The organism is Enterobacter sp. 200527-13 (genome assembly GCF_027924865.1).
In the GTDB taxonomy this organism is placed as follows: Bacteria; Pseudomonadota; Gammaproteobacteria; order Enterobacterales; family Enterobacteriaceae; genus Enterobacter; species Enterobacter ludwigii.
On the sequence record NZ_BSCM01000003.1, the window covers coordinates 200,979 to 222,225 of the forward strand.

20 protein-coding genes and 1 other annotated feature are annotated in these 21,247 nt (G+C 55.7%); of the genes, 5 read left to right on the top strand and 15 right to left on the bottom strand.

Annotated features, from left to right (window positions below):
- Nucleotide 1: 1 nt before the first annotated feature.
- From thrA to yjjY, 4 genes are all read right to left on the bottom strand, one after another.
- The gene (gene thrA, locus QMG44_RS13020) at nucleotides 2–2,464 is read right to left on the bottom strand and encodes a bifunctional aspartate kinase/homoserine dehydrogenase I (RefSeq protein ID WP_086533231.1); all 2,463 of its coding nucleotides are present in this window, start codon (nucleotides 2,462–2,464) and stop codon (nucleotides 2–4) included.
- A gap of 24 nt (nucleotides 2,465–2,488) precedes the next feature.
- Nucleotides 2,489–2,606 (bottom strand) — a sequence feature (Thr leader region).
- Nucleotides 2,545–2,613, bottom strand: a complete 69-nt coding sequence (thrL, locus tag QMG44_RS13025; protein WP_015572623.1) for a thr operon leader peptide — start codon at nucleotides 2,611–2,613, stop codon at nucleotides 2,545–2,547. It overlaps the preceding feature by 62 nt.
- A 211-nt stretch (nucleotides 2,614–2,824) precedes the next feature.
- Nucleotides 2,825–3,511, bottom strand: coding sequence for a tRNA/rRNA methyltransferase (locus tag QMG44_RS13030; RefSeq protein WP_086533230.1), 687 nt, complete (start codon nucleotides 3,509–3,511; stop codon nucleotides 2,825–2,827).
- Between the two features lie 399 nt (nucleotides 3,512–3,910).
- Nucleotides 3,911–4,051, bottom strand: a complete 141-nt coding sequence (gene yjjY, locus QMG44_RS13035; RefSeq protein ID WP_001541509.1) for a protein YjjY — start codon at nucleotides 4,049–4,051, stop codon at nucleotides 3,911–3,913.
- Nucleotides 4,052–4,146: 95 nt separating this feature from the next.
- Between yjjY and arcA the strand changes: the two genes are divergently transcribed.
- Entirely contained in the window at nucleotides 4,147–4,863 is a 717-nt protein-coding gene (arcA, locus tag QMG44_RS13040) for a two-component system response regulator ArcA (RefSeq protein ID WP_003856501.1), read from the top strand.
- A gap of 42 nt (nucleotides 4,864–4,905) precedes the next feature.
- On the opposite strand, the gene creD is transcribed toward arcA, so the two are convergent.
- Genes creD through creA form a run of 4 tightly spaced genes read right to left on the bottom strand, consistent with a single transcriptional unit; the run spans nucleotide 4,906 to nucleotide 8,913 of the window.
- Nucleotides 4,906–6,258 (bottom strand): cell envelope integrity protein CreD, encoded by a 1,353-nt coding sequence (gene creD, locus QMG44_RS13045; RefSeq protein ID WP_086533229.1) that lies wholly within the window; start codon nucleotides 6,256–6,258, stop codon nucleotides 4,906–4,908.
- Between the two features lie 56 nt (nucleotides 6,259–6,314).
- Nucleotides 6,315–7,739 carry a two-component system sensor histidine kinase CreC gene (gene creC, locus QMG44_RS13050; RefSeq protein ID WP_014168554.1) on the bottom strand — a complete coding sequence of 475 codons (1,425 nt, stop codon included), beginning with the start codon at nucleotides 7,737–7,739 and terminating at the stop codon, nucleotides 6,315–6,317.
- Nucleotides 7,739–8,428, bottom strand: a complete 690-nt coding sequence (gene creB / locus QMG44_RS13055; protein ID WP_014168553.1) for a two-component system response regulator CreB — start codon at nucleotides 8,426–8,428, stop codon at nucleotides 7,739–7,741. Before creB ends, creC begins: the two co-directional genes overlap by 1 nt.
- A gap of 14 nt (nucleotides 8,429–8,442) precedes the next feature.
- On the bottom strand, nucleotides 8,443–8,913 hold the full coding sequence (gene creA / locus QMG44_RS13060) for a protein CreA (RefSeq protein WP_014168552.1): 471 nt from the start codon (nucleotides 8,911–8,913) through the stop codon (nucleotides 8,443–8,445).
- A gap of 211 nt (nucleotides 8,914–9,124) precedes the next feature.
- Between creA and robA the strand changes: the two genes are divergently transcribed.
- Entirely contained in the window at nucleotides 9,125–9,994 is an 870-nt protein-coding gene (gene robA, locus QMG44_RS13065) for an MDR efflux pump AcrAB transcriptional activator RobA (RefSeq protein ID WP_014168551.1), read from the top strand.
- Here the strand turns inward: robA and gpmB are convergent.
- A complete protein-coding gene (gene gpmB, locus QMG44_RS13070; RefSeq protein WP_014168550.1) occupies nucleotides 9,991–10,638 on the bottom strand; it encodes a 2,3-diphosphoglycerate-dependent phosphoglycerate mutase GpmB in 648 nt (215 codons plus the stop codon). The two genes, robA and gpmB, sit on opposite strands and share 4 nt — an antisense overlap.
- A 50-nt stretch (nucleotides 10,639–10,688) precedes the next feature.
- Here gpmB and yjjX point away from each other — a divergent pair, with 50 nt between their 5' ends.
- Nucleotides 10,689–11,204, top strand: coding sequence for an inosine/xanthosine triphosphatase (gene yjjX, locus QMG44_RS13075; protein ID WP_014168549.1), 516 nt, complete (start codon nucleotides 10,689–10,691; stop codon nucleotides 11,202–11,204).
- On the opposite strand, the gene trpR is transcribed toward yjjX, so the two are convergent.
- Nucleotides 11,195–11,524, bottom strand: coding sequence for a trp operon repressor (gene trpR, locus QMG44_RS13080; RefSeq protein WP_020885267.1), 330 nt, complete (start codon nucleotides 11,522–11,524; stop codon nucleotides 11,195–11,197). The genes yjjX and trpR overlap by 10 nt on opposite strands.
- A gap of 54 nt (nucleotides 11,525–11,578) precedes the next feature.
- On the bottom strand, nucleotides 11,579–13,516 hold the full coding sequence (sltY, locus tag QMG44_RS13085) for a murein transglycosylase (RefSeq protein ID WP_047356956.1): 1,938 nt from the start codon (nucleotides 13,514–13,516) through the stop codon (nucleotides 11,579–11,581).
- A gap of 227 nt (nucleotides 13,517–13,743) precedes the next feature.
- Between sltY and ettA the strand changes: the two genes are divergently transcribed.
- Nucleotides 13,744–15,411, top strand: a complete 1,668-nt coding sequence (ettA, locus tag QMG44_RS13090) for an energy-dependent translational throttle protein EttA (RefSeq protein WP_014168546.1) — start codon at nucleotides 13,744–13,746, stop codon at nucleotides 15,409–15,411.
- Nucleotides 15,412–15,478: 67 nt separating this feature from the next.
- Here ettA and QMG44_RS13095 read toward each other — a convergent pair whose 3' ends face one another.
- A complete protein-coding gene (locus tag QMG44_RS13095) occupies nucleotides 15,479–16,378 on the bottom strand; it encodes a LysR family transcriptional regulator (RefSeq protein WP_014168545.1) in 900 nt (299 codons plus the stop codon).
- A 108-nt stretch (nucleotides 16,379–16,486) separates the two neighbouring features.
- On the opposite strand from QMG44_RS13095, the gene QMG44_RS13100 reads away from it, so the two are divergent.
- The gene (locus QMG44_RS13100; RefSeq protein ID WP_020885270.1) at nucleotides 16,487–17,488 is read left to right on the top strand and encodes a zinc-binding alcohol dehydrogenase family protein; all 1,002 of its coding nucleotides are present in this window, start codon (nucleotides 16,487–16,489) and stop codon (nucleotides 17,486–17,488) included.
- A gap of 58 nt (nucleotides 17,489–17,546) precedes the next feature.
- Here QMG44_RS13100 and nadR read toward each other — a convergent pair whose 3' ends face one another.
- The 3 genes from nadR to serB are packed head-to-tail and all read right to left on the bottom strand — an operon-like array spanning nucleotide 17,547 to nucleotide 21,180.
- Nucleotides 17,547–18,779, bottom strand: a complete 1,233-nt coding sequence (nadR, locus tag QMG44_RS13105; RefSeq protein ID WP_014168543.1) for a multifunctional transcriptional regulator/nicotinamide-nucleotide adenylyltransferase/ribosylnicotinamide kinase NadR — start codon at nucleotides 18,777–18,779, stop codon at nucleotides 17,547–17,549.
- Nucleotides 18,780–18,814: 35 nt separating this feature from the next.
- Nucleotides 18,815–20,200 carry a DNA repair protein RadA gene (gene radA / locus QMG44_RS13110; protein WP_086533228.1) on the bottom strand — a complete coding sequence of 462 codons (1,386 nt, stop codon included), beginning with the start codon at nucleotides 20,198–20,200 and terminating at the stop codon, nucleotides 18,815–18,817.
- Nucleotides 20,201–20,211: 11 nt separating this feature from the next.
- A complete protein-coding gene (serB, locus tag QMG44_RS13115) occupies nucleotides 20,212–21,180 on the bottom strand; it encodes a phosphoserine phosphatase (protein ID WP_020885272.1) in 969 nt (322 codons plus the stop codon).
- Nucleotides 21,181–21,247 lie beyond the last annotated feature (67 nt).

Here is a 21,247-nt window from a genome sequence, read left to right on the forward strand (position 1 = left end):
GTTAAACTCCTAACTTCCATGACAGGGTACGCAGCAAATCGGCAAATACACCCGCCGCGGTAACATCATTCCCTGCGCCATAGCCGCGAAGCACCAGCGGCAGTGGCTGATAATAGTGGCTGTAAAACGCGAGGGCGTTTTCGCCGTTTTTTACTTTGAACAGCGGGTCGTTGCCATCGACTTCAGCAATCTTCACGCGGCACATACCATCGTCTTCAATATTGCCAACATAGCGCAATACCTTACCTTCATCACGGGCTTTCGCAACGCGTGCGGCAAAGGCGTCGTCTAGCTGCGCTAAATTGGCCATAAAGGTGTTCACGTCACCACTGTCGTCAAACCCGGCAGGCAGAACAGGCTCAATCACGATATCGGAAAGCTCCAGCTCACGGCCCGTTTCACGCACCAGTATGAGCAACTTACGCGCCACATCCATACCGGAGAGATCGTCTCGCGGATCCGGCTCGGTGTACCCCAGTTCACGCGCGGCACGGGTCGCTTCCGACAGGCTCATGCCCTCATCCAGCTTGCCGAAGATAAACGACAGCGAGCCGGAAAGAATGCCGGAGAAACGCTGCAGTTCATCCCCCGCGTTCAGCAGGTTTTGCAGGTTCTCGATCACCGGCAGGCCCGCGCCCACGTTGGTGTCGTAGAGGAACTTACGCCGTGACTTGCTCGCCGCCAGACGCAGCTGGTGATAGTAATCCATCGACGAGGTGTTGGCCTTTTTGTTTGGCGTCACCACGTGGAAACCTTCGCGCAGGAAATCGGCGTACTGATCGGCCACCGCCTGGTTCGAGGTACAGTCGACAATGACCGGGTTAAGCAGGTGATACTCTTTCACCAGACGGATTAACCGGCCCAGATTAAAGGGCTCTTTGGCATCATTCAGCTCAGTCTGCCAGTTTTCCAGGTTCAGACCATGAACGTTGGTCAGCAGCGCTTTTGAGTTCGCGATACCGCACACGCGCAGATCAATGTGCTTTTTCTTCAACCACTCCTGCTGACGCTTCACCTGCTCCAGCAGCGCGCCACCCACACCGCCCACGCCAATCAGGAACAGCTCAATCACCTGATCGGTGTTGAACAGCATCTGATGAACCACGCGAACGCCGGTTGTCGCATCGTCGTTGTCAACGACCACCGAGATTGAACGCTCAGATGACCCCTGGGCAATGGCCACAATGTTGATGTTGGCCCTGGCCAGCGCGGCAAAGAATTTGGCCGAGATACCGCGCAGCGTACGCATACCGTCACCCACCACCGAGATGACCGCCAGGCGTTCCTGAATAGAAAGCGGCTCCAGCAGCTCTTCTTTCAGCTCAAGGTAAAACTCTTCTTCCAGCGCACGACGGGCGCGCAGACAATCCCCCTGCGGTACGCAGAAGCTGATGCTGTATTCAGAAGAGGACTGAGTGATCAGTACAACCGAGATACCGTTGCGGGACATGGCCGCGAAAACGCGGGCCGCCATACCGACCATGCCTTTCATTCCCGGGCCGGAAACGCTGAACATGGCCATATTGTTCAGGTTAGAAATGCCTTTCACCGGCAGGCCGTCTTCATCGGTACTGGCGCCAATCAGCGTGCCTGGCGCTTGCGGGTTACCGGTGTTTTTAATCAGGCAAGGGATCTGGAACTGGGCAATGGGAGAGATGGTGCGAGGGTGAAGAACTTTAGCGCCGAAGTAGGAAAGCTCCATCGCTTCCTGGTATGACATCGACTTCAGCAGCCTGGCGTCCGGCACCTGGCGCGGATCGCAGGTGTATACACCGTCGACGTCAGTCCAGATCTCACAACAGTCGGCGCGCAAACAGGCTGCCAGCACGGCAGCAGAGTAGTCGGAGCCGTTACGGCCCAGTACGACAAGTTCACCCTTCTCGTTTCCGGCGGTGAAGCCCGCCATCAGGATCATATGGTCAGACGGAATTTTGCTCGCGGCAATGCGACGGGTTGATTCGGCTATATCAACGGTAGACTCGAGGTAGTGACCCACTGCCAGCAGTTTTTCAATGGGATCGATAACCGACACATTGTGGCCACGCGCTTCCAGCAGGCCCGCCATGATGGCAATCGACAATTTTTCACCACGGCAGATTAACGCCGCGTTGATGCTGTCCGGGCACTGACCTAAAAGGCTGATACCGTGCAGCACGTGTTTGATTTGGGCGAACTCTTGCTCAACAAAGGATTTCAGCTGTGCGAGCGGGAAACCCGGCTGCGCCTCCGCCAGTCCCTGCAGCAGCTCAGCGAAGATACGCTCGGCGTCGCTCAAGTTCGGGAGTGCATCCTGGCCACCGATGGTCTTTTCAATCATCGCCACCAGGTGGTTGGTGATTTTTGCCGGGGCAGAGAGCACGGTCGCGACCTGCCCCTGCCTGGCGTTGCTCTCCAGGATATCGGCAACACGCAGAAAACGTTCTGCATTTGCCACTGATGTACCGCCGAACTTCAACACTCGCATGGTTCTACCTCGTTTCCTTTAGCCGAAAAAAAAGCCCGCACTGTTTGGGTGCGGGCTTTTTTCTGTTTTTCCTGTACGCGTCAGCCCGCATCATTTCCTGTGGTAATGATGATGGTTGTTGTAATGGTGGTGATGCTGATGCGTTTCATGGATGTTGTGTACTCTGTCATTATTATCTGTCTGTGCTGTATTCTTTTAGGGTTAAAGGATTGGGCACCTTAAGTCAATGAATTTTTAATTTGATCACAATTCGGGACGCTCTCACGTCCCGCTGCTTGCAGATTTATTTTCATCCGATTCTCCCAGACGCAACCCATCCGCACAGACGGATACGCCATAGTAAAAACTTATGACAGCATTTTACTCGGCCAATTTTTTTTCAATATCATGCAGCAAACGGTGCAACATTGCCGTGTCTCGCTGCTCAAGACGCCCAAGTCGCTGATGCAACCAGTCCGCCATTTTTTGATCTTCCGCGACACTGAGTTGTAATAACAGATGGTCAACGCGAGCGCGCAGCGCGGCCAGCTGGTTTTCATCTGCCCCTTCAGCCTGGGGTTGAGGAATTTGTATTAGGGAGGCTAATTGATAGCAATACACCATTACCGCCTGGCCTAAATTCAGCGACGGATAATCCGCCACCATCGGCGCACCGGTCAGGACGTCCGCCAACGCCAGCTCCTCATTCGTCAGACCGGAATCTTCCCGCCCAAAGACCAGCGCGGCCTTCGTCAGCCACTGGCTTTTCTCCGTTAACATCGGCACCAGTTCCGCCGGCGTGGCGTAATAGTGGAACTTTGCCCGGCTGCGTGCCGTGGTCGCCACGGTAAAAGAAATGTCGTGCAGCGCAGCGGCAAGCGTGTCGTAAGTGGTTATATTATCGAGAATATCCCCTGAACCGTGCGCCACCCAACGGGCCGCGGGCTCGAGGTGCGCCTGGCTGTCCACGATGCGAAGATCGGTAAACCCCATGGTCTTCATGGCACGCGCCGCAGCGCCTATATTTTCGGCTCTGGCTGGGGCGACCAGTACAATCGACAGATGCATTTATGCTCTCTTTTTAATCAGTTAGCGGGTAAAAATGTGATGCACTTCAACATATTACGCGGCGCGAATTTACAAAAATGCAACACAAATCACCGAAATAGCGTTTCAGAACAAATTAAAAACGCTAAACTATTTTGTGGCTGAACAATCAGTTAGAATGTTAACAGAAGGCTATTATCCTTATGTTTTATAATGGTAATGACCTCATGAATACTCTTTTCTGATTGGATTCGTATCGTTTATAAATCAAGGTACGCAACTAGTTGGTTTATTGAAAAATTGTGACAAAGGCTAGCATTCGGCTACGATGATTTCATCAAACTGTTAACGTGCTACAATTGAACTTGATATATGTCAACGAAGCGTAGTTTTATCGGGTGTCTGGTGTCACTTAGCCTGTTATGTTGCTGTTAAAATGGTTAGGATGACAGCCGTTTTTGACACTGTCGGGTCCAAAGGGAAAGTACCCACGACCAAGCTAATGATGTTGTTGACGTTGATGGAAAGTGCATCAAGAACGCAATTACGTACTTTAGTCACGTTAGGCCGGTCATGTTAATTTGCGACATGCATCAGGCAGGTCAGGGACTTTTGTACTTCCTGTTTCGATTTAGTTGGCAATTTAGGTAGCAAACATGCAGACCCCGCACATTCTTATCGTTGAAGACGAATTGGTAACACGCAACACGTTAAAGAGCATTTTCGAAGCAGAAGGCTACGATGTCTTTGAAGCGACCGATGGCGCAGAGATGCATCAGATCCTTTCTGAAAATGATATCAACCTGGTGATCATGGATATCAACCTGCCGGGCAAAAACGGCCTTCTTCTGGCGCGCGAACTGCGTGAACAGGCGAACGTCGCGTTAATGTTCCTGACAGGCCGTGATAACGAAGTTGATAAAATCCTTGGCCTGGAAATCGGTGCGGATGACTACATCACTAAACCGTTTAATCCACGCGAGTTAACCATTCGTGCACGCAACCTGCTGTCCCGCACCATGAACCTGGGCACGGTCAGCGAAGAGCGTCGTAGCGTAGACAGCTACAAGTTCAACGGCTGGGAACTTGATATCAATAGCCGTTCACTGATTAGCCCGAACGGTGAGCAGTATAAACTGCCGCGCAGTGAATTCCGCGCGATGCTGCACTTCTGTGAAAATCCGGGCAAAATTCAGTCCCGTGCAGAACTGCTGAAGAAAATGACCGGCCGTGAGCTGAAGCCGCACGACCGTACCGTAGACGTGACCATCCGTCGTATCCGTAAACATTTCGAATCTACGCCTGATACGCCGGAAATTATCGCCACTATTCACGGTGAAGGTTATCGTTTCTGCGGCGACCTGCAGGAGTAATCCGGCAACTGAAGTAAAAAAACGGCGCTTTCGCGCCGTTTTTTATTTCCAGACTCGCATCGTATCCGCATCAGGTTCAACGGGGGGGACGGGACGCTTCGGCTGAGAGAGCGAATACCAGTCAAGGTGACGCGTCAGGTACATGACCGCAAACAGTGCCATCGCCAGTACGGCAGCTCCCAGCAGCAACGCGCTGTCCTCAGAACGCAGCAGGAACCACATCACGACATCCAGCCCCAGCAGCGCCAGAATAAACACCCCGCTTCGCCTCCAGCTTTTCAGTACCGCCTGCAGGTACACACCATTCATCATCGCGCCGACAAGGCTTGCAATAATCCAGGCCGGCGTAAACCCGACATGCTCAGACAGGGCAAGTAAGACGAGATAGAACAGGACCAGCGACAACCCCACCAGCAGATACTGCATTGGGTGCAGACGCAATCCGGTGAGAGTTTCGAACACGAAGAAGGCCATAAACGTCAGGGCAATCAGTAGAATAGCGTACTTGATCGCGCGGTCTGTCAGCTGGTACTGATCCGCTGGCGTGGCAACCGTCACGCTAAAGGCCGGGATAGAACTCCACTCCGGTGACTCGCCCTCGGCGAACCAGCTTTGCATGTTGTTAGCAAACCAGCTGCTCTGCCAGTTTGCCTGGAAACCAGACTCGCTAATCTGATGCTTAACAGGCAAGTAGTATCCCATAAATCCCGGGTGCGGCCAGTTACTGCTCAGCGTCATTTCGCTGTTACGCCCGACAGGCACCACCGCAAAACTGCCCGTCCCCGCCAGGTTAAACGACATATCAAGGGCGAGCGTTTTCGGCTCAAGGGCTTTATCACTCAGCGGAATATGAATACCGGCAAGTGTGCCATACACGCCGGTTCCCGGTTCTACGCTGAGCGCCTCACCGTTGATTTTTGCGACCTTCACCGTACCAATGCCCCGGGCATCACCCACGCCAATCACCAGGAATGGCTGCCCCAGCGTCATGGTTTCGCCCTTCAGCTGCGCCATTTTCTCCGTCGAAAACTGCGCTTTTATTTTGAGATCGGTGTTCCAGATTTGCCCGTCATAAATACCGATGCTTCTGGACTCCACGTGCTGATTTCCCTCAACGAGCAGAGATTCCGGCAGGATAAAGTGCAGGTAGCTTTTTTTGTATTCGACCTTTTTCTCATCCTCAAGTTTGTAAAAAACCTCGGTGACAGGAATAGCAATCAGCGGTCCTACCAGCTTTTGCGGCCCGCTGGTGCTTTGGCGAAGCGAGTGTTCAACATCGTTACGGTAGCTCTCACGCTCCGAAATCAGGTTACTGACCATAAAGAGCGGGACTAACAACAGCAGAATGCACCCCAGCAGGGTGCTTACTTTCCAGAACAGGGGGGATTTCATCATTACGTCTCCTTTGTGATGTGGAGAGCGTACCGGGGCTATGTGGGGCCAGTTTGAAGTTATGTGAAGTGACGGTGAAGTGTCAGCGTGGCTTTCACGCCGCCTTCTGGTTGGTTATGCAGAGCAATGTCCCCCTGATGCAGACGCGCCACCTCCTGCACGAATGCCAGACCCAGCCCGCTGCTTTTCAACCCGTTCTCGCGGGGGAGCGAGTAAAAACGTTCAAAAATACGCGCCATGGCATAGTCCGGTATCCCGCTTCCGCTGTCGCTTACGGTAAGCCGGATCTCGGTTGGCGTCTCCTCGGCAGCCAGCTGAAGCGTCCCGCCCTGCGGGGTAAAATCGATGGCGTTATCCAGCAAATTGCCCAGCGCCTGTTCAAGCAGCTCGGGGTCGCCCTGCACCTGCAGCGAAGTGGGCTGGCAGGTCAGGATGATATTTTTCGCCGTGATAACGGCGGAGCGTGAATCCGCAAGCCGTGAAAACAGCGTGCTGATACTCACGCTCACCGGCTCTATCTCTACCCGGTTTTCAAGACGCGCCTGAGAGAGCAGTTTTTCCACCAGCGACTGCATACGCGCGTTTTGCACCAGAATATTATCGATAAACCGCGCGGCCACCGCCGGCGGCGGCTGCTCATTAAGGATCTCTGCCGCGCCGCGGATTGCCGCCAGCGGGCTTTTGAGTTCGTGAGTAAGCGCATGCACATAATGCTCGATGTAATTCTTACCCTCGAGGCGAATGCGCATATTTTCCAGCGCCTGCGCCAGCTTTCGTAGCTCACTGCTGCCGGGGTTAGGCAGCGGGAGAGGCGTGTCCGTGGTCACCGCATCGGCGTAGCGCGACAATCTGCCAATGGAACGATTGATCCATCCCGCCACCAGCAGACCAATCAGCAGGGCAATGCCGAGCAGCGCCCCACCCGCCCACAGGATCCGCCGCTCGCTACGGTGAATAACCGGCGCCATGGCGCTGTTAGGTTTTCCGACCGACAGCACGCCGATAATGTTGCCCCTGTCCATTACCGGTGCGGCAACATACATCACCGTACTTTCCGGATCGTCAGGGTTGCTCTGGGTGCTGCGCGCGCCATATTCCCCGCGAAGCGTCAGCCAGACGTCATTCCAGCGGGAGTAGTCTTTTCCTACCGCCAGGCCCGCCGAATCAAACACCACCTTGCCCGTGGCATCGGTCATGTAGACGTGGTACTCGTTGCGGACTTTATGAATGCCACCAATGTTGGCGCGAAACGGCCGCTGATGGAGCCGTGAAAAGGCCTGAGCCAGCTGGCCCTGCTGCGGATTGCCTGCGAGCAGGTCGTCTCGCCCCACTTCCGCCAGCAGGGTCGCGGTGTCAATCAGCGTGCCTTCGGTGGCTCTGCGCACGCCGGGCTTGACCTCCTGCACGAAGATAGACAGCACAAACCACGCGGCGATTGCGACAATCAGGAAATAGCCCAGCAGCAGACGCATGCCAATACGCATTAATAAAGCCCCAGACTGTAACCCATCCCGCGATGGGTACTGATGGGCGAAAGCCCGTCATTGACCGCGCGCAGCTTGGCGCGCAAGGTTTTGATATGCGTATCCACGGTACGATCGAAGCTATCGCCGTCTTCGCCCCACACTTTGTCCATAAGCTGCTGGCGAGAAAAGACCCTGCCCGGCGCCTGCAGCAATGTTTTGAGCAGCAGGAATTCGTAGCGCGTGAGCGGTAAAGGCTCCCCATACCAGCTGATTCTGGCGGCGGGTTCGTTCAGTTCAAACTGCCCGATACGAACGATCTCGGCAGGGGCGGTGGATTTTTGTAACCGCCGTAGAATAGTCCTCACCCGGGCACAGACTTCACGCGGGGAGAAGGGTTTAGCGACATAATCATCCGCGCCCATCTCCAGCCCGAGCAGCTTATCCACTTCGTCACTTCGCGCCGTCAGGAACAGGATCGGCAGTGATGGATGCTGCGCCAGAAGCTGACGGCAGAGTTCAAAGCCGCTGATGTCAGGCAACCCGACATCCAGAATCGCCAGCGCGGGGACCTGCCGCCGCGCCTCTTCCAGTACCGGTAACCCACGCCCGAAAGCCTTCACCGCAAACCCCTCCTGCTGAAGCATGTAGAGAAGCGTGTCGGCGATACTGATTTCGTCCTCAACCAGCCAGACCAGAGGTTGCTGCATGATTCATCCCTGAATTAGTGCCATGGCATGATCGGCACGGCGCTGATGGCGTTTTTCGGTGAGCCTTCAACCACTTTGTCGGAATAGGCCAGATAGGCGAGCGTGTTGCGTTTGGCGTCATAAAAACGCACCACCTGCAGCTTTTTAAACACCAGCGAGGTCCGTTTCTGGAACACAACGTCGCCCTGCGCTTTGCCGTTTTTGATTTTGTCACTCAGCTCCACAGGACCGACCTGCTGGCAGGAGATTGCCGCATCGGAGGTATCTTCCGCCAGCCCAAGCCCGCCTTTAATGCCCCCGGTTTTCGCCCGACTAACGTAGCAGGTGACGTTTTTCACGTCCGGATCGTCAAACGCCTCCACCACAATCTTGTGGTCCGGGCCGAACACTTTGAAAACGGTATCGACAGAACCAATCTGTTCCGCCTGCGCGGCGTGCCCCACCGTCAACATCAGGGCAGTGAAGATCAAAGTCTTGTATTTCATATTGTTACCATTTTTAAGAATTACGCTGAGCGATTATTCAACACTGTAGACAAAAATGTAGCAAGATCACAGGATTAGAATATATTCACCCAAAACGAGGAACAAAAGGCATTAATGAGCAAAAAAAACACTGAATGCTAAAACATCAAAAAATGCTATTATCCGCTAACCTGTTATCAGGCACCTGCTGTTTTAAGGATGAGGATAGTATATGGATCAGGCTGGAATTATTCGCGACCTGCTCACCTGGCTGGAAGGTCACCTCGACCAGCCTTTGTCACTGGATAATGTGGCGGCTAAAGCAGGCTATTCCAAGTGGCATCTGCAAAGGATGTTCAAGGATGTCACCGGTCATGCTATCGGGGCCTATATCCGCGCACGTCGTCTGTCAAAATCAGCGGTGGCATTACGCCTGACCGCGCGGCCGATTCTGGATATTGCACTGCAATATCGTTTCGACTCGCAGCAAACCTTTACCCGCGCCTTTAAAAAACAGTTCTCGTTAACGCCAGCGCTCTATCGCCGCTCGCCTGACTGGAGCTCGTTTGGCATGCGTCCGCCGCTGCGTCTGGGCGAGTTTGCAATGCCGAAATATGAATTTATCACCCTGCCAGAAACGCACCTGATTGGTACGACGCAAAGCTACTCCTGTTCGCTGGAGCAGATTTCCGAATTCCGTCATCAGATGCGCGTTCAGTTCTGGCGCGACTTCCTGAGCCATGCACCGGCGATCCCGCCCATCCTGTATGGTCTCAACGAAACGCACCCAAGCCAGGAAAAAGACGACGAGCAGGAGGTGTTCTACACCACCGCGTTAACGCCAGAGCTGGCGAATGGCTATATTCAGGGTTCAAAGCCCGTGGTGCTGGAAGGCGGCGAATACGTGATGTTCGCTTATGAAGGGCTGGGAACGGGTGTACAGGAATTTATCCTGACCGTTTACGGAACCTGCATGCCAATGCTGAACCTGAATCGCCGTAAAGGTCAGGATATTGAGCGCTACTATCCGGCAAGCGATGCTAAACCGGAAGAAGGCCCAATCAATCTGCGTATGGAATTCTTAATTCCGATACGTCGTTAACGCTGAAGTTCGTCAAGTGCAGGGGCATCAAGATGCGAAATGTCCCCTGCCATCTCTACGACCCAACCTGACGCCAGCCACGCGCTTTCCTGATAGTCGATACGGGAAATAGAGCAGTTGCGCAGACGCAAACGGCGTTCTGCATACGCAGGTAACCCCAGAATCGTGCTCACCAGGCAGCCCAACGCAATACCGTGACTCACCAGCAGCGGACGGCTCCCGGCCGGAAGCTTCAGGCATTCCGCCAGCGCGGCATGCATGCGCACGCTCAGCTCCTGCATGGATTCGCCTTCCGGAATACGGCCATCTTCGGTGCCGTTGACCAGCGTGCGACGCCAGCCCTCTTCCGTTTCCGTCAGCGTATCGATATGCCGTTTTTCCAGCACGCCCATATCCAGCTCGCGCAGACGCGGCTCGATCATGACATCACAACCACAGGCATCGGCAATGATGCGCGCCGTCTGCTGTGTGCGACCTAAGTCGCTGGTGATAACATGCGTAATGCCCAGCGTTCTGGCGCGTTCTGCCACCTGCCACGCCTGCTGCACACCCTTTTCAGTAAGAGGACTGTCTGACTGGCCTTGAATACGTCGCTCGGCGTTCCACTGCGTCTCACCGTGGCGAACAAGGTATACCTGTAACATGCTTTTTTTCCGTTATACTGCGATGAGTTTTTTTTGAATCGAGCTTAATTATGCACCATGTTGTCTCTGCTACCACCAATCCTGCCAAAATTCAGGCAATTCTAAGGGCATTCGAAGAGATTTTCGGCGAAGGATCCTGCCATATTGATGCCATCGGCGTCGAGAGCGGCGTGCCTGAACAGCCGTTTGGCAGCGAGGAAACGCGCGCTGGCGCACGAAATCGCGTGGCAAACGCCAGGGCTGCCGCACCGGATGCTGACTTCTGGGTGGCAATTGAAGCGGGTATCGACGAAGGCGCGACGTTCAGCTGGGTGGTCATCGAGAACCGTGAACAGCGTGGAGAAGCGCGTTCAGCAACCCTGCCGCTGCCAAAAATCATTCTGGAAAAAGTGTCCGCGGGTGAAGCGCTCGGGCCGGTGATGTCTCAGTACACCGGCATCGATGAAATTGGCCGCAAAGAAGGCGCGATTGGCGTCTTTACCGCTGGCGCGCTGACGCGTTCAGGCGTTTACCACCAGGCGGTGATTCTGGCCCTGAGTCCGTTCCATAACGCGATTTATCGCTGAGCGCCCAGCAGCACAGACTCCAGCCACTGACGCAGTTCCACCGGCGCGGATTTCAGGCTGTTCGATCCGCGGGTGATCGTCGCGATACCCGCGCCCAGCTCATTTTTAAGCTCACGCTGGCTCATCTCACCGCGCAACAGCTCTTCGATGATCCGCACGCGTGTGCCCAGAGCTTCACGCTCATCCGGCGTCAGCATCAGCTGCAATAAAGGCAAATGCAGATCCTGGTCGTAAGACTGGCGGAGCAACTCCACAAAACGAAGCCACTCCTGATGACGTTGTTCGGCCATTGCCGAGGAATACGGGGAATGCTGGGTCATGTTATGCCGCCTGTTGTACTCATTAACGAGTACAGCATAACACAACCCGCCCCATCAGTAACGTCTCTGCCACTCAGCATCGCTCATCAGGGTATCTTTTTGTCCCATGAAATAGCGATAGTAGGCGTCATAAGCCAATACGTTCTTCACATAGCCGCGGGTTTCCGAGAACGGAATACTTTCCACAAACGCGACGGCGTCAATGCGCCCGGCGCTGTTGCCAAGCCAGGTGCGCACGCGGCCCGGGCCTGCGTTATACGCCGCCGAGGAGAAGATGCGGTTATTGCCGAACTGCTGATAAACATACTGCAGGTAGCTGGTACCGATATTGATGTTGGTCTCCGGATCCAGCAGCTGTGACGGGCTGCTGTATCCCGGGATGTTAAACATCTTCACCGTGTGCGTCGCGGTTCCCGGCATCACCTGCATCAGGCCGCTGGCCCCGACCGGGGAACGGACTTTCGGGTTCCACGCACTCTCCTGGCGGGCAATGGCCATGGCGTAGCTTTGCGGAATGTCTTTACCGCTGGTGTAGCGCTCGAACAGGTCTTTATAGGCCAGTGGGAAACGCTCTTCGAGATGATCCCACAGCTTGCCAGCGATCGTTGCCTGCACGCTCAGATCCCACCAATGGTTATCAAAGGCATAGCGGGCAAGCTGTGCCTTCTCATCGGTCGTACGGCTGGTCACCAGATTCGCCCATTCGCTACGGGCGGTATTGTCCATGTTCCAGTACATCAGCTCGCGAACACGCGCCATTTCTGGTCCCTGAGTCAACGCCGGGTTGGCGTTAGCAGGGGCTTTATCAATGCGGAACGTGTACTCCTCACCCAGACGCTGCGCGGCCGCCATCGGATAGAACCCACGCTGCTGCATCAGCGCATGAAGGATCTCTTTGGCTTCATCGTCACGCCCGCGCTCCATCAGCAGATCCGCCTGCCAGTAACGCCATTCGTCTTTCTCTTTGGCATCCATTGGCAGACGCGCAAGCCAGGTATTCAGCCCCCGGCGATCGCCCGTCCCCAGCGCCATACGCACGCGGCGCTCCACCAGCGACGTGGAGTTCGAACGCATAATCGCATCGTCTCGCCAGCGCGCCTGCTCGTCGGTTACATCGGTGCTCATCAGTCGCCACGCCACAATGTCGCGCAGCTCCTGAGTTTGATCTTCATTGAGCTGCTGCGCCTGCACCAGCTGCGGGATCATCAGCCGCGCATTTTCCACGTCGTCACGCGCCACGCTGGCAAAAGCCACCGCGGCCATCTGGCGGGTAAAGTCGGTCGCGCCGGTGTTGCGGGCAAAGGTCAGTACGCTGTTCGGATCGTTCGCCAGGGCGATGACGGCGGTTGAGATCGTCTGATAATCAGACGGCATTTGTCCCGCAAGCGTGGTAACCAGCCGCGTGTTTCCGGCTTTCATCGCCAGGCGAATACGTTCAAGGTACGCCAGCGGATCCTGCTTACCTGACGCACGCCATGCGCCAAAGAGGGAATCACAGGCATTTGGCTGGCTTTTTCCGGTCAACCACAGATCTTTCGCGCCCGCCCAGGCCTCTTCCTGCTGTCCAGTAACCCACTTCGCATAGTAATAGTTACACTGGGCTTCGGTGGTGTTCGGTTTTTCCGGGCTAAACGCCAGCAGCCCACGCCAGTCTTCACGACGTGCCAGCTCGTTCACAAAACGAGACTGCAGCGTCCGCGCGGGCGGCAGCGTCGGGTTCGCCTGAATAAAGTTATTCACGGTGACCGTGGGTTGATTCATGAGATCGTCAGTGATCTGCCGATACTCCAGATACGGATAGAGAGGATACGCTTTTAAGGTCGGCATCAGCGCCTGCACGGTATCCATCTGCTTATTGTCCCACGCCTGTTTAATCTGGGCGTAGCGATTACGTTGTTCATCCAGTGAATCGGCATGCACCGCCTGGCTTGCCGCCATCACGCATACGCTGGCAGCCAGCAGACGCCAGACCACCTGTTTGGCTTTTCCCACAAGCTCTTCCTCATTGTTTTTTCGTCAATTGCAGCGTCTTGCCACGTCAAAGTCTAATTAACTTATGCTAACCAGGCATCCTGCAACGCGCCACGTCGCGGACACTTTTTTACCTTTCTTGCGCGTTTTAACACTCCCGACGTTCCTGGCTGGGATTAGGACGGGAAAAAGGCTACACTTCGAGGCTGATATTCTTTCTCATCACGATAAAAGAGGCGAAGTCCAACGTGGCTCAATTCGTTTATACCATGCATCGTGTCGGCAAAGTTGTCCCGCCGAAACGTCATATTCTTAAAAATATCTCGCTGAGCTTCTTCCCGGGCGCAAAAATCGGTGTTCTGGGTCTCAACGGTGCCGGTAAGTCCACCCTGCTGCGCATCATGGCCGGCATCGATACAGACATCGAAGGTGAAGCCCGTCCGCAGCCTGGCATCAAAATTGGCTACCTGCCGCAGGAGCCTCAGCTCAACCCGGAACACACCGTTCGTGAATCCGTTGAAGAGGCGGTTTCTGACGTCGTTAACGCACTGAAAGGTCTGGATGAAGTGTATGCCAAATACGCTGAACCGGATGCGGACTTCGATAAACTGGCCGCTCAGCAAGGCAAGTTTGAAGAGATTATCCAGGCGCATGACGGCCACAACCTGAACGTGCAGCTCGAGCGCGCCGCTGACGCCCTGCGTCTGCCAGACTGGGATGCGAAAATCGCGAACCTCTCCGGGGGTGAACGCCGCCGCGTGGCGCTGTGCCGTCTGCTGCTGGAAAAGCCAGACATGCTGCTGCTCGACGAACCGACCAACCACCTGGATGCGGAATCCGTGGCATGGCTGGAGCGTTTCCTGCACGACTTCGAAGGTACCGTTGTGGCGATCACCCACGACCGTTACTTCCTCGACAACGTTGCAGGCTGGATCCTGGAGCTTGACCGCGGTGAAGGTATTCCATGGGAAGGCAACTACTCCTCCTGGCTGGAGCAGAAAGACCAGCGTCTGGCGCAGGAAGCCTCTCAGGAAGCCGCGCGTCGTAAGTCTATCGAGAAAGAGCTGGAGTGGGTTCGTCAGGGCGCTAAAGGCCGTCAGTCTAAGGGTAAAGCCCGTCTGGCACGCTTTGAAGAGCTGAACAACACCGAATACCAGAAACGTAACGAGACCAACGAACTGTTTATTCCGCCTGGCGCACGTCTGGGGGATAAAGTGGTTGAAGTCACCAATCTGCGTAAGTCTTATGGCGATCGCCTGCTGATTGACGACCTGACCTTCTCCGTACCGAAAGGTGCCATCGTGGGGATCATCGGTCCGAACGGCGCGGGTAAATCCACCCTGTTCCGCATGATGTCCGGTCAGGAACAGCCAGACAGTGGTTCAATCACTCTGGGTGAAACCGTGAAACTGGCTTCCGTTGACCAGTTCCGTGACGCCATGGATAACAGCAAAACCGTGTGGGAAGAAGTCTCCGGCGGCCTGGATATCATGCGTATCGGTAACACCGAAATGCCAAGCCGCGCTTACGTTGGCCGCTTTAACTTCAAAGGCACCGACCAGGGTAAACGCGTGGGCGAGCTCTCCGGTGGTGAACGTGGTCGTCTGCACCTGGCCAAACTGCTGCAGGTTGGCGGTAACGTGCTGCTGCTCGATGAACCGACCAACGACCTGGACATTGAAACCCTGCGCGCACTGGAAAACGCCCTGCTGGAGTTCCCGGGCTGTGCAATGGTTATCTCGCACGACCGTTGGTTCCTTGACCGTATCGCAACCCACATCCTGGACTACCAGGACGAAGGGAAAGTGGAGTTCTTCGAAGGTAACTTCACCGAATACGAAGAGTACAAGAAACGTACGCTGGGCGCAGATGCGCTGGAGCCGAAACGTATTAAGTACAAACGTATCGCGAAATAAATGTAAAACGGCAACGTCAGTTGCCGTTTTTTTTGTTTGTTCCTACACCCTGTGAGTGACGCACCGTTCACCCACCCACGTAAAACCGCTTCACCTCATCACACTGCATCGCAAAGTCGATATACCGCATCAGCGCCGGCGAGTTCAGCTTGCGGCTCGGGTAAGCCAGCCACAAATCGTTCCCCTCGACGTTCCACTCCGGCAGCACCTTCACCAGCGCGCCCTTTTCAACCTTATCCTCAAGCAAAAAAGCGGGAAGCAGCGTGATCCCGGCGCCGGCGATGGCACATTCGCGCGCATACACCAGATTATCCGTCAGATGGGCGTTATCCGGCAGATAACGGTAATCCTCACTTTCGCTTTGCAGCAGCCACTCAGACCACGCCTTGTGGGTAATACAGCGGTGTTCCACCAGCTGCCGGGGATGCGTCAGCGGCTCCCGGCGCGCCAGGTAAGTCGGTGAGGCCAGCATATAACGCGGGCAATGACCGATCATACGGCCAATCAGGGAGGAGTCCTGCGGCTTACCGGTACGCAGCGCCACGTCAAAACCTGACTCGACCAGGTCGAGCACGTCGTCAGAAATGGATACGTCAAGCGAAACGTCCGGATAGCGGAGCTGGAACTCCGCATTCAAATGCGCCAGCAGCGTCGCGCCGATCCCGGCCGGGCAGGTGATGCGCAGCCGACCGCTGGGGTTTTCACGCAGCCGCTGAATGGCGTACTCCGCCCGTTCACTTGCCGCCAGCATCTCGCGGCAGTGAACCAGATAGTGCTCGCCGGCGAACGTCAGGTTCAGCCTGCGCGTAGTACGATTGAGCAAGCGGATCCCCACCTGCTGTTCAAGCTGGCTGATTCGCTGGCTGACGCTGGATTTCGGCAGCTCAGCTTTCTGCGCCGCCGCGGTAAAGCTGCCCAACTCTGCCACCAGCGCAAACAGCGCCATATCCTGAAGTTGTTTAAACATGATTGTTCATCCTGTACGAACACTTCGTTCTTAATTGTCCATCTTATCACGCGACTGAGCACTTAATAGACTAGTCTCAACAACACGCTTTCCCTAAAGGAGCTCACCATGTCAGTTAAAGCCATTGCCGTTAATCCAGACAGTCCTGCTGATTTCATTGAAATTACCCAACCGATGCCGCAACCCGGCGAGCATGATCTGCTGGTTGAGGTAAAAGCCGTTTCCATCAACCCGGTCGATACCAAAGTTCACGCGGGCATCGTCAGAAGCGGCCTGACAGAACCACGCGTTCTCGGCTGGGACGCCAGCGGCATTGTGAAAGCCGTGGGTGCAGGCGTTAGCGGTTTTAAACCGGGGGATGAAGTGTGGTACGCGGGCGATATTACCCGCCCGGGCAGCAATACCACCCATCAGCTGATCGATGCGCGCATTGTCGGGCATAAGCCGGTAAGCCTCGGCTGGGCTGCCGCAGCCGCCTTGCCGTTAACCGCCCTCACCGCCTGGGAAGGATTGTTTGAACGGCTGAATATCCAGGATGCCGGCCCGGACAAAACGCTGCTCATTATTGGCGGCGCGGGCGGCGTAGGATCGCTGGCGATCCCGTTTGCGAAACATCGCAGCAATGTGAAGATCGTCGCGACCGCCTCGCGGGAAGATTCTGCTCAGTGGTGTCGCGATCGCGGTGCCGATCACGTGGTGAATTACCGTGACCTGAAAGGTGAACTGGCTAAACAGGGCCTGACGTTTGTGGATTACATTTTCATTCTCAATGATACCGACGGCCACTGGGATGCCGTCAGTGAACTGATCGCACCGCAGGGGCATATCTGCTCCATCGTTGAGAACGCACATCCGCTGAACCAGGATAAGCTGAAATCCAAATCCGCCGCGCTGCACTGGGAGTTTATGTACACCCGCAGCATGTACCAGACCGCCGACATGGCGCGTCAGGGCGAGATCTTAAACGAGGTTGCGAAGCTGGTGGATAACGGCGTGGTGGAAAGCTCACTGAGCGAAACGCTGCACGGGCTGAGCGTCGAAAGCATCACCGAAGCGCACCGTAAAGTGCTGGACGGGCATATGCGTGGCAAAGTGGTGGTTGAGTATTGAGGGGGGTGTTCCCCCTCACACCGGCCCTCTCCCTCAGGAGAGGGTTAGGATGAGGGAATTACCCCTGCTCCCCCATCATCTCTTTCACCAGCTCTACGCAGCGCAGGAAACGGCTGTCGTAATCTGACTCCTCCACATGCACAAACTCCACGTTATTTTCGTGCAGCATGTCGATGAGCATGCTCTGGAACTCTTTTCTGTCGACGGAACTGCCGAGGCTGCGGATCCCGTCGGCAACCCACGGGGTGTTGTTTTCGAGCAAAATCACCAGGTCAAAGCGGTATTCGTCTATCAGCGCCTGCACAAACGGATGCTCGCGTCCCTCGTATTTTTTGCAAAACGCCTGGGTGGTGACGAAATCGGTATCAATGAAGGCCACTTTATTGGCGTATTTCACCGCGAAATCAATGTACTGCGCATGACCGAGCGCGATTTTATCGTAGTCGGAGTACTGCAACGCCATCTCGTCACCGCCCAGATGTGAGAAGACGTAATCACGCCCGTACTCCCACGCACTGGTGGTGTTAAAGATGTTGGCCAGCTTGTTGACCAGCGTCGATTTCCCGCTCGACTCGCCGCCCAGAATCGCAACGGTGCGCACAAAGAACGGTTTTACCTCGGTTGGGATGTAATCCCAGTAGCGGAACGGGTTTTCGCGGATCAGCGCCCCGCTGATGTTCATAAAGGTACGCTTTGGATCGATCAGCACGGTTTCAATGCCCAGATGCTCGCGGAACTGCGGCGCATCGGACTCTTCAGAGGTGTAGATCCAGTTCGGGGTGATCCCCTTTTCGTCCATGAACGCTTTGACGCCATTGCTCCACACATCCCAGCCGTGCGGATACGGCTCCATGCCCTCTTCATTAAAAGCATGAATACGAATGTTTTTCTGGTACTTAAAGGTCTGCAGCAGCCAGCGCAGGCGATCCGGCACGGTTGGCTGCTGCGACATGGCGCTGTCCTCGAACAGCTGACGGTCGCGGGTTTCATCGTAACCCATGATGATATGCAGCTCGTCCACCTGGCTACAGGCACGCTGGATAAGATAGATGTGCCCGGTATGCAGCGGGTAAAACTTGCCAAATACCACGCCGACGTTCTTTTGCATACGCGGGAATTCAAGCCCCAGAAAGCGGTGCAACGCTTCCAGCTTTTGTGCGCTGGGGCTTTTGATTTTGGCGTTCAGCAGTTGGCTCAGGTAGCCTTTGGTCATGCCGCTGGCATCCGCCACCTGCTGCAGCGTGCAGCCTTTCTGGCGGATTGCGGTCTTGATGTAGTCAAATGATGACATAAATTACGGTGCCTCCTGCAAAATCGAATACGTAATTATAAGTCGTCAAAGACATTTAACGCATCTGCGAGTTTCTTCACGCCAAAGACCTGCATCCCTTCCGGGATTTTTTTCGGCACGTTGGCGGCGGGCACAATGGCGCGGCGAAAGCCGTGCTTCGCCGCCTCGGAGATGCGCTCCTGGCCGCTTGGCACCGGGCGTATCTCCCCGGCCAGACCCACTTCACCAAACACCACCAGGTCCTGCGGCAGCGGTCTGTCACGCAGGCTGGAGACCATTGCCAGCAGCAGCGCCAGATCCGCACTGGTCTCAGTGACTTTGACCCCGCCGACCACGTTGACGAACACGTCCTGATCCGCCATCTGCAGGCCGCCGTGGCGGTGCAGTACGGCCAACAGGATCGCCAGGCGGTTTTGTTCCAGGCCAACGGCCACACGCCGTGGGTTACCCATCATTGAGTGATCCACCAGCGCCTGAATTTCCACGAGCAGCGGACGCGTCCCTTCCCAGAGCACCATCACCGAGCTACCGGAGGTCACTTCATCGCCCCGGCTGAGGAAGATGGCAGACGGGTTGCTGACTTCACGCAGCCCCTGCTCGGTCATGGCAAACACGCCCAACTCGTTCACCGCACCAAAACGGTTTTTGTGGCTGCGCAACGTACGGAAACGGGAATCGGCATCGCCGTCGAGCATGACGGAGCAGTCGATACAGTGCTCCAGCACTTTCGGCCCCGCCAGCGAACCATCTTTCGTGACGTGGCCGACCATCACAATCGCCACACCGCGCGTTTTGGCAAAGCGCGTGAGATAGGCGGCGGTTTCACGCACCTGCGCCACGCTCCCCGGTGAAGACTGGATATCCGCCATGTGCATCACCTGAATGGAGTCGATAACCATCAGCTTCGGCTGCTCTTCTTCGGCAATCATGCAGATTTGCTCGATGCTGGTTTCCGAAAGCATGTTGAGGTTGCCGGTTGGCAGGCCAAGACGGTGCGCACGCATCGCCACCTGCTGCAGGGACTCTTCACCGGTGACGTACAGGGTTTTCATCTGTTCGGCGAGGTTGCAGAGCGTTTGCAACAGCAGTGTTGATTTACCCGCTCCCGGGTTACCGCCGATCAGGATCGCACTGCCCGGCACCACTCCCCCGCCGAGCACACGGTCAAACTCTTTGAAGCCGGTCGAGAAACGCGGCAGCTCTTCGAGGCTGATATCCGAGAGCTTTTGCACTTTCGCGACACCGGCGTTGCCGGCATAACCGCTCAGGCGTTCATTGCGGGCCACGCTCGGCGAAGCCGCCACACCACGCACTTCGGTGATGGTGTTCCAGGCATGACAGGCGCTACATTGCCCCTGCCAGCGCGGATAATCCGCACCACATTCATTACAGACAAATGCGCGTTTTGGAGCTTTCGCCACGGTTTACCTCGTTATTTCTGATTCACGCTGCCGGAGAGAATGCAGAACACCCCCATCAGGTCAGCATGACGGATGGTGACTTCCGTCTTTTCATTCACTTTAGGCTTGGCATGGTAGGCAATGCCAAGGCCTGCCGCTTTGATCATCGGCAGGTCGTTCGCGCCATCACCGATGGCAACGGTCTGGACGACAGGAATTTCATATTTTTCCGCCAGACGGGTCAGGGTATTGGCTTTGTACTGGGCATCCACGATATCGCCGATCACCTGGCCGGTCAGCTTGCCGTCCATGATTTCCAGCTCATTCGCCACCACGGTGGTGAGGCGCAACGTGTCGCGAAGGTAGTCGGCGAAGAAGGTGAACCCGCCCGAGGCGATAGCCACTTTCCAGCCCAGCGTTTCTAACTTCAGCACCAGCTGCGTCAGCCCCGGCATTAACGGCAGCTCATCACGCACCTGGCGCAGAATGTTCGCGTCGGCCCCTTTCAGGGTCGCCACGCGCTGCCTCAGACTGGCGGTGAAATCCAGCTCGCCGCGCATCGCGCGTTCGGTCACATCGGCCACCAGCTCGCCGCTGCCGGCAAGCCTGGCGATCTCGTCGATGCACTCGATCTGGATGGCGGTGGAATCCATGTCCATCACCAGCAGACCCGGCGTTTTCAGGTGTGGAATTTTGCCGAGAGGCGCCACGTCCAGGCCGGCATCATGCGCCAGACGGGTCGCGCGCTGCGTCAGGGAACCTGCCAGGCGGATGACCTGATAATCCTCTACGCACCAGGCCGCCACGATGACCATCGCTGCACCCAGTTTGGTTTGATATTGGGTCAGGCGTTGTTTGTCCAGGCCGCGTCCGTACAGCAGCCAGCCGCTACGGCCAGCGTGGTAATCCAGAGGCATCACCTCATCACCACTTAAAGAGAGCGGCAATCCTGGCCATAAAGAGACATCCGTAGGCAGGTCGCACCAGGTAATGTTCGGCATTGAAGCTCCTGTGAATTCGTTCGCGCCGGAAGGTTCCAGAGGGAAAATAACGCATGAGGCTACCTTG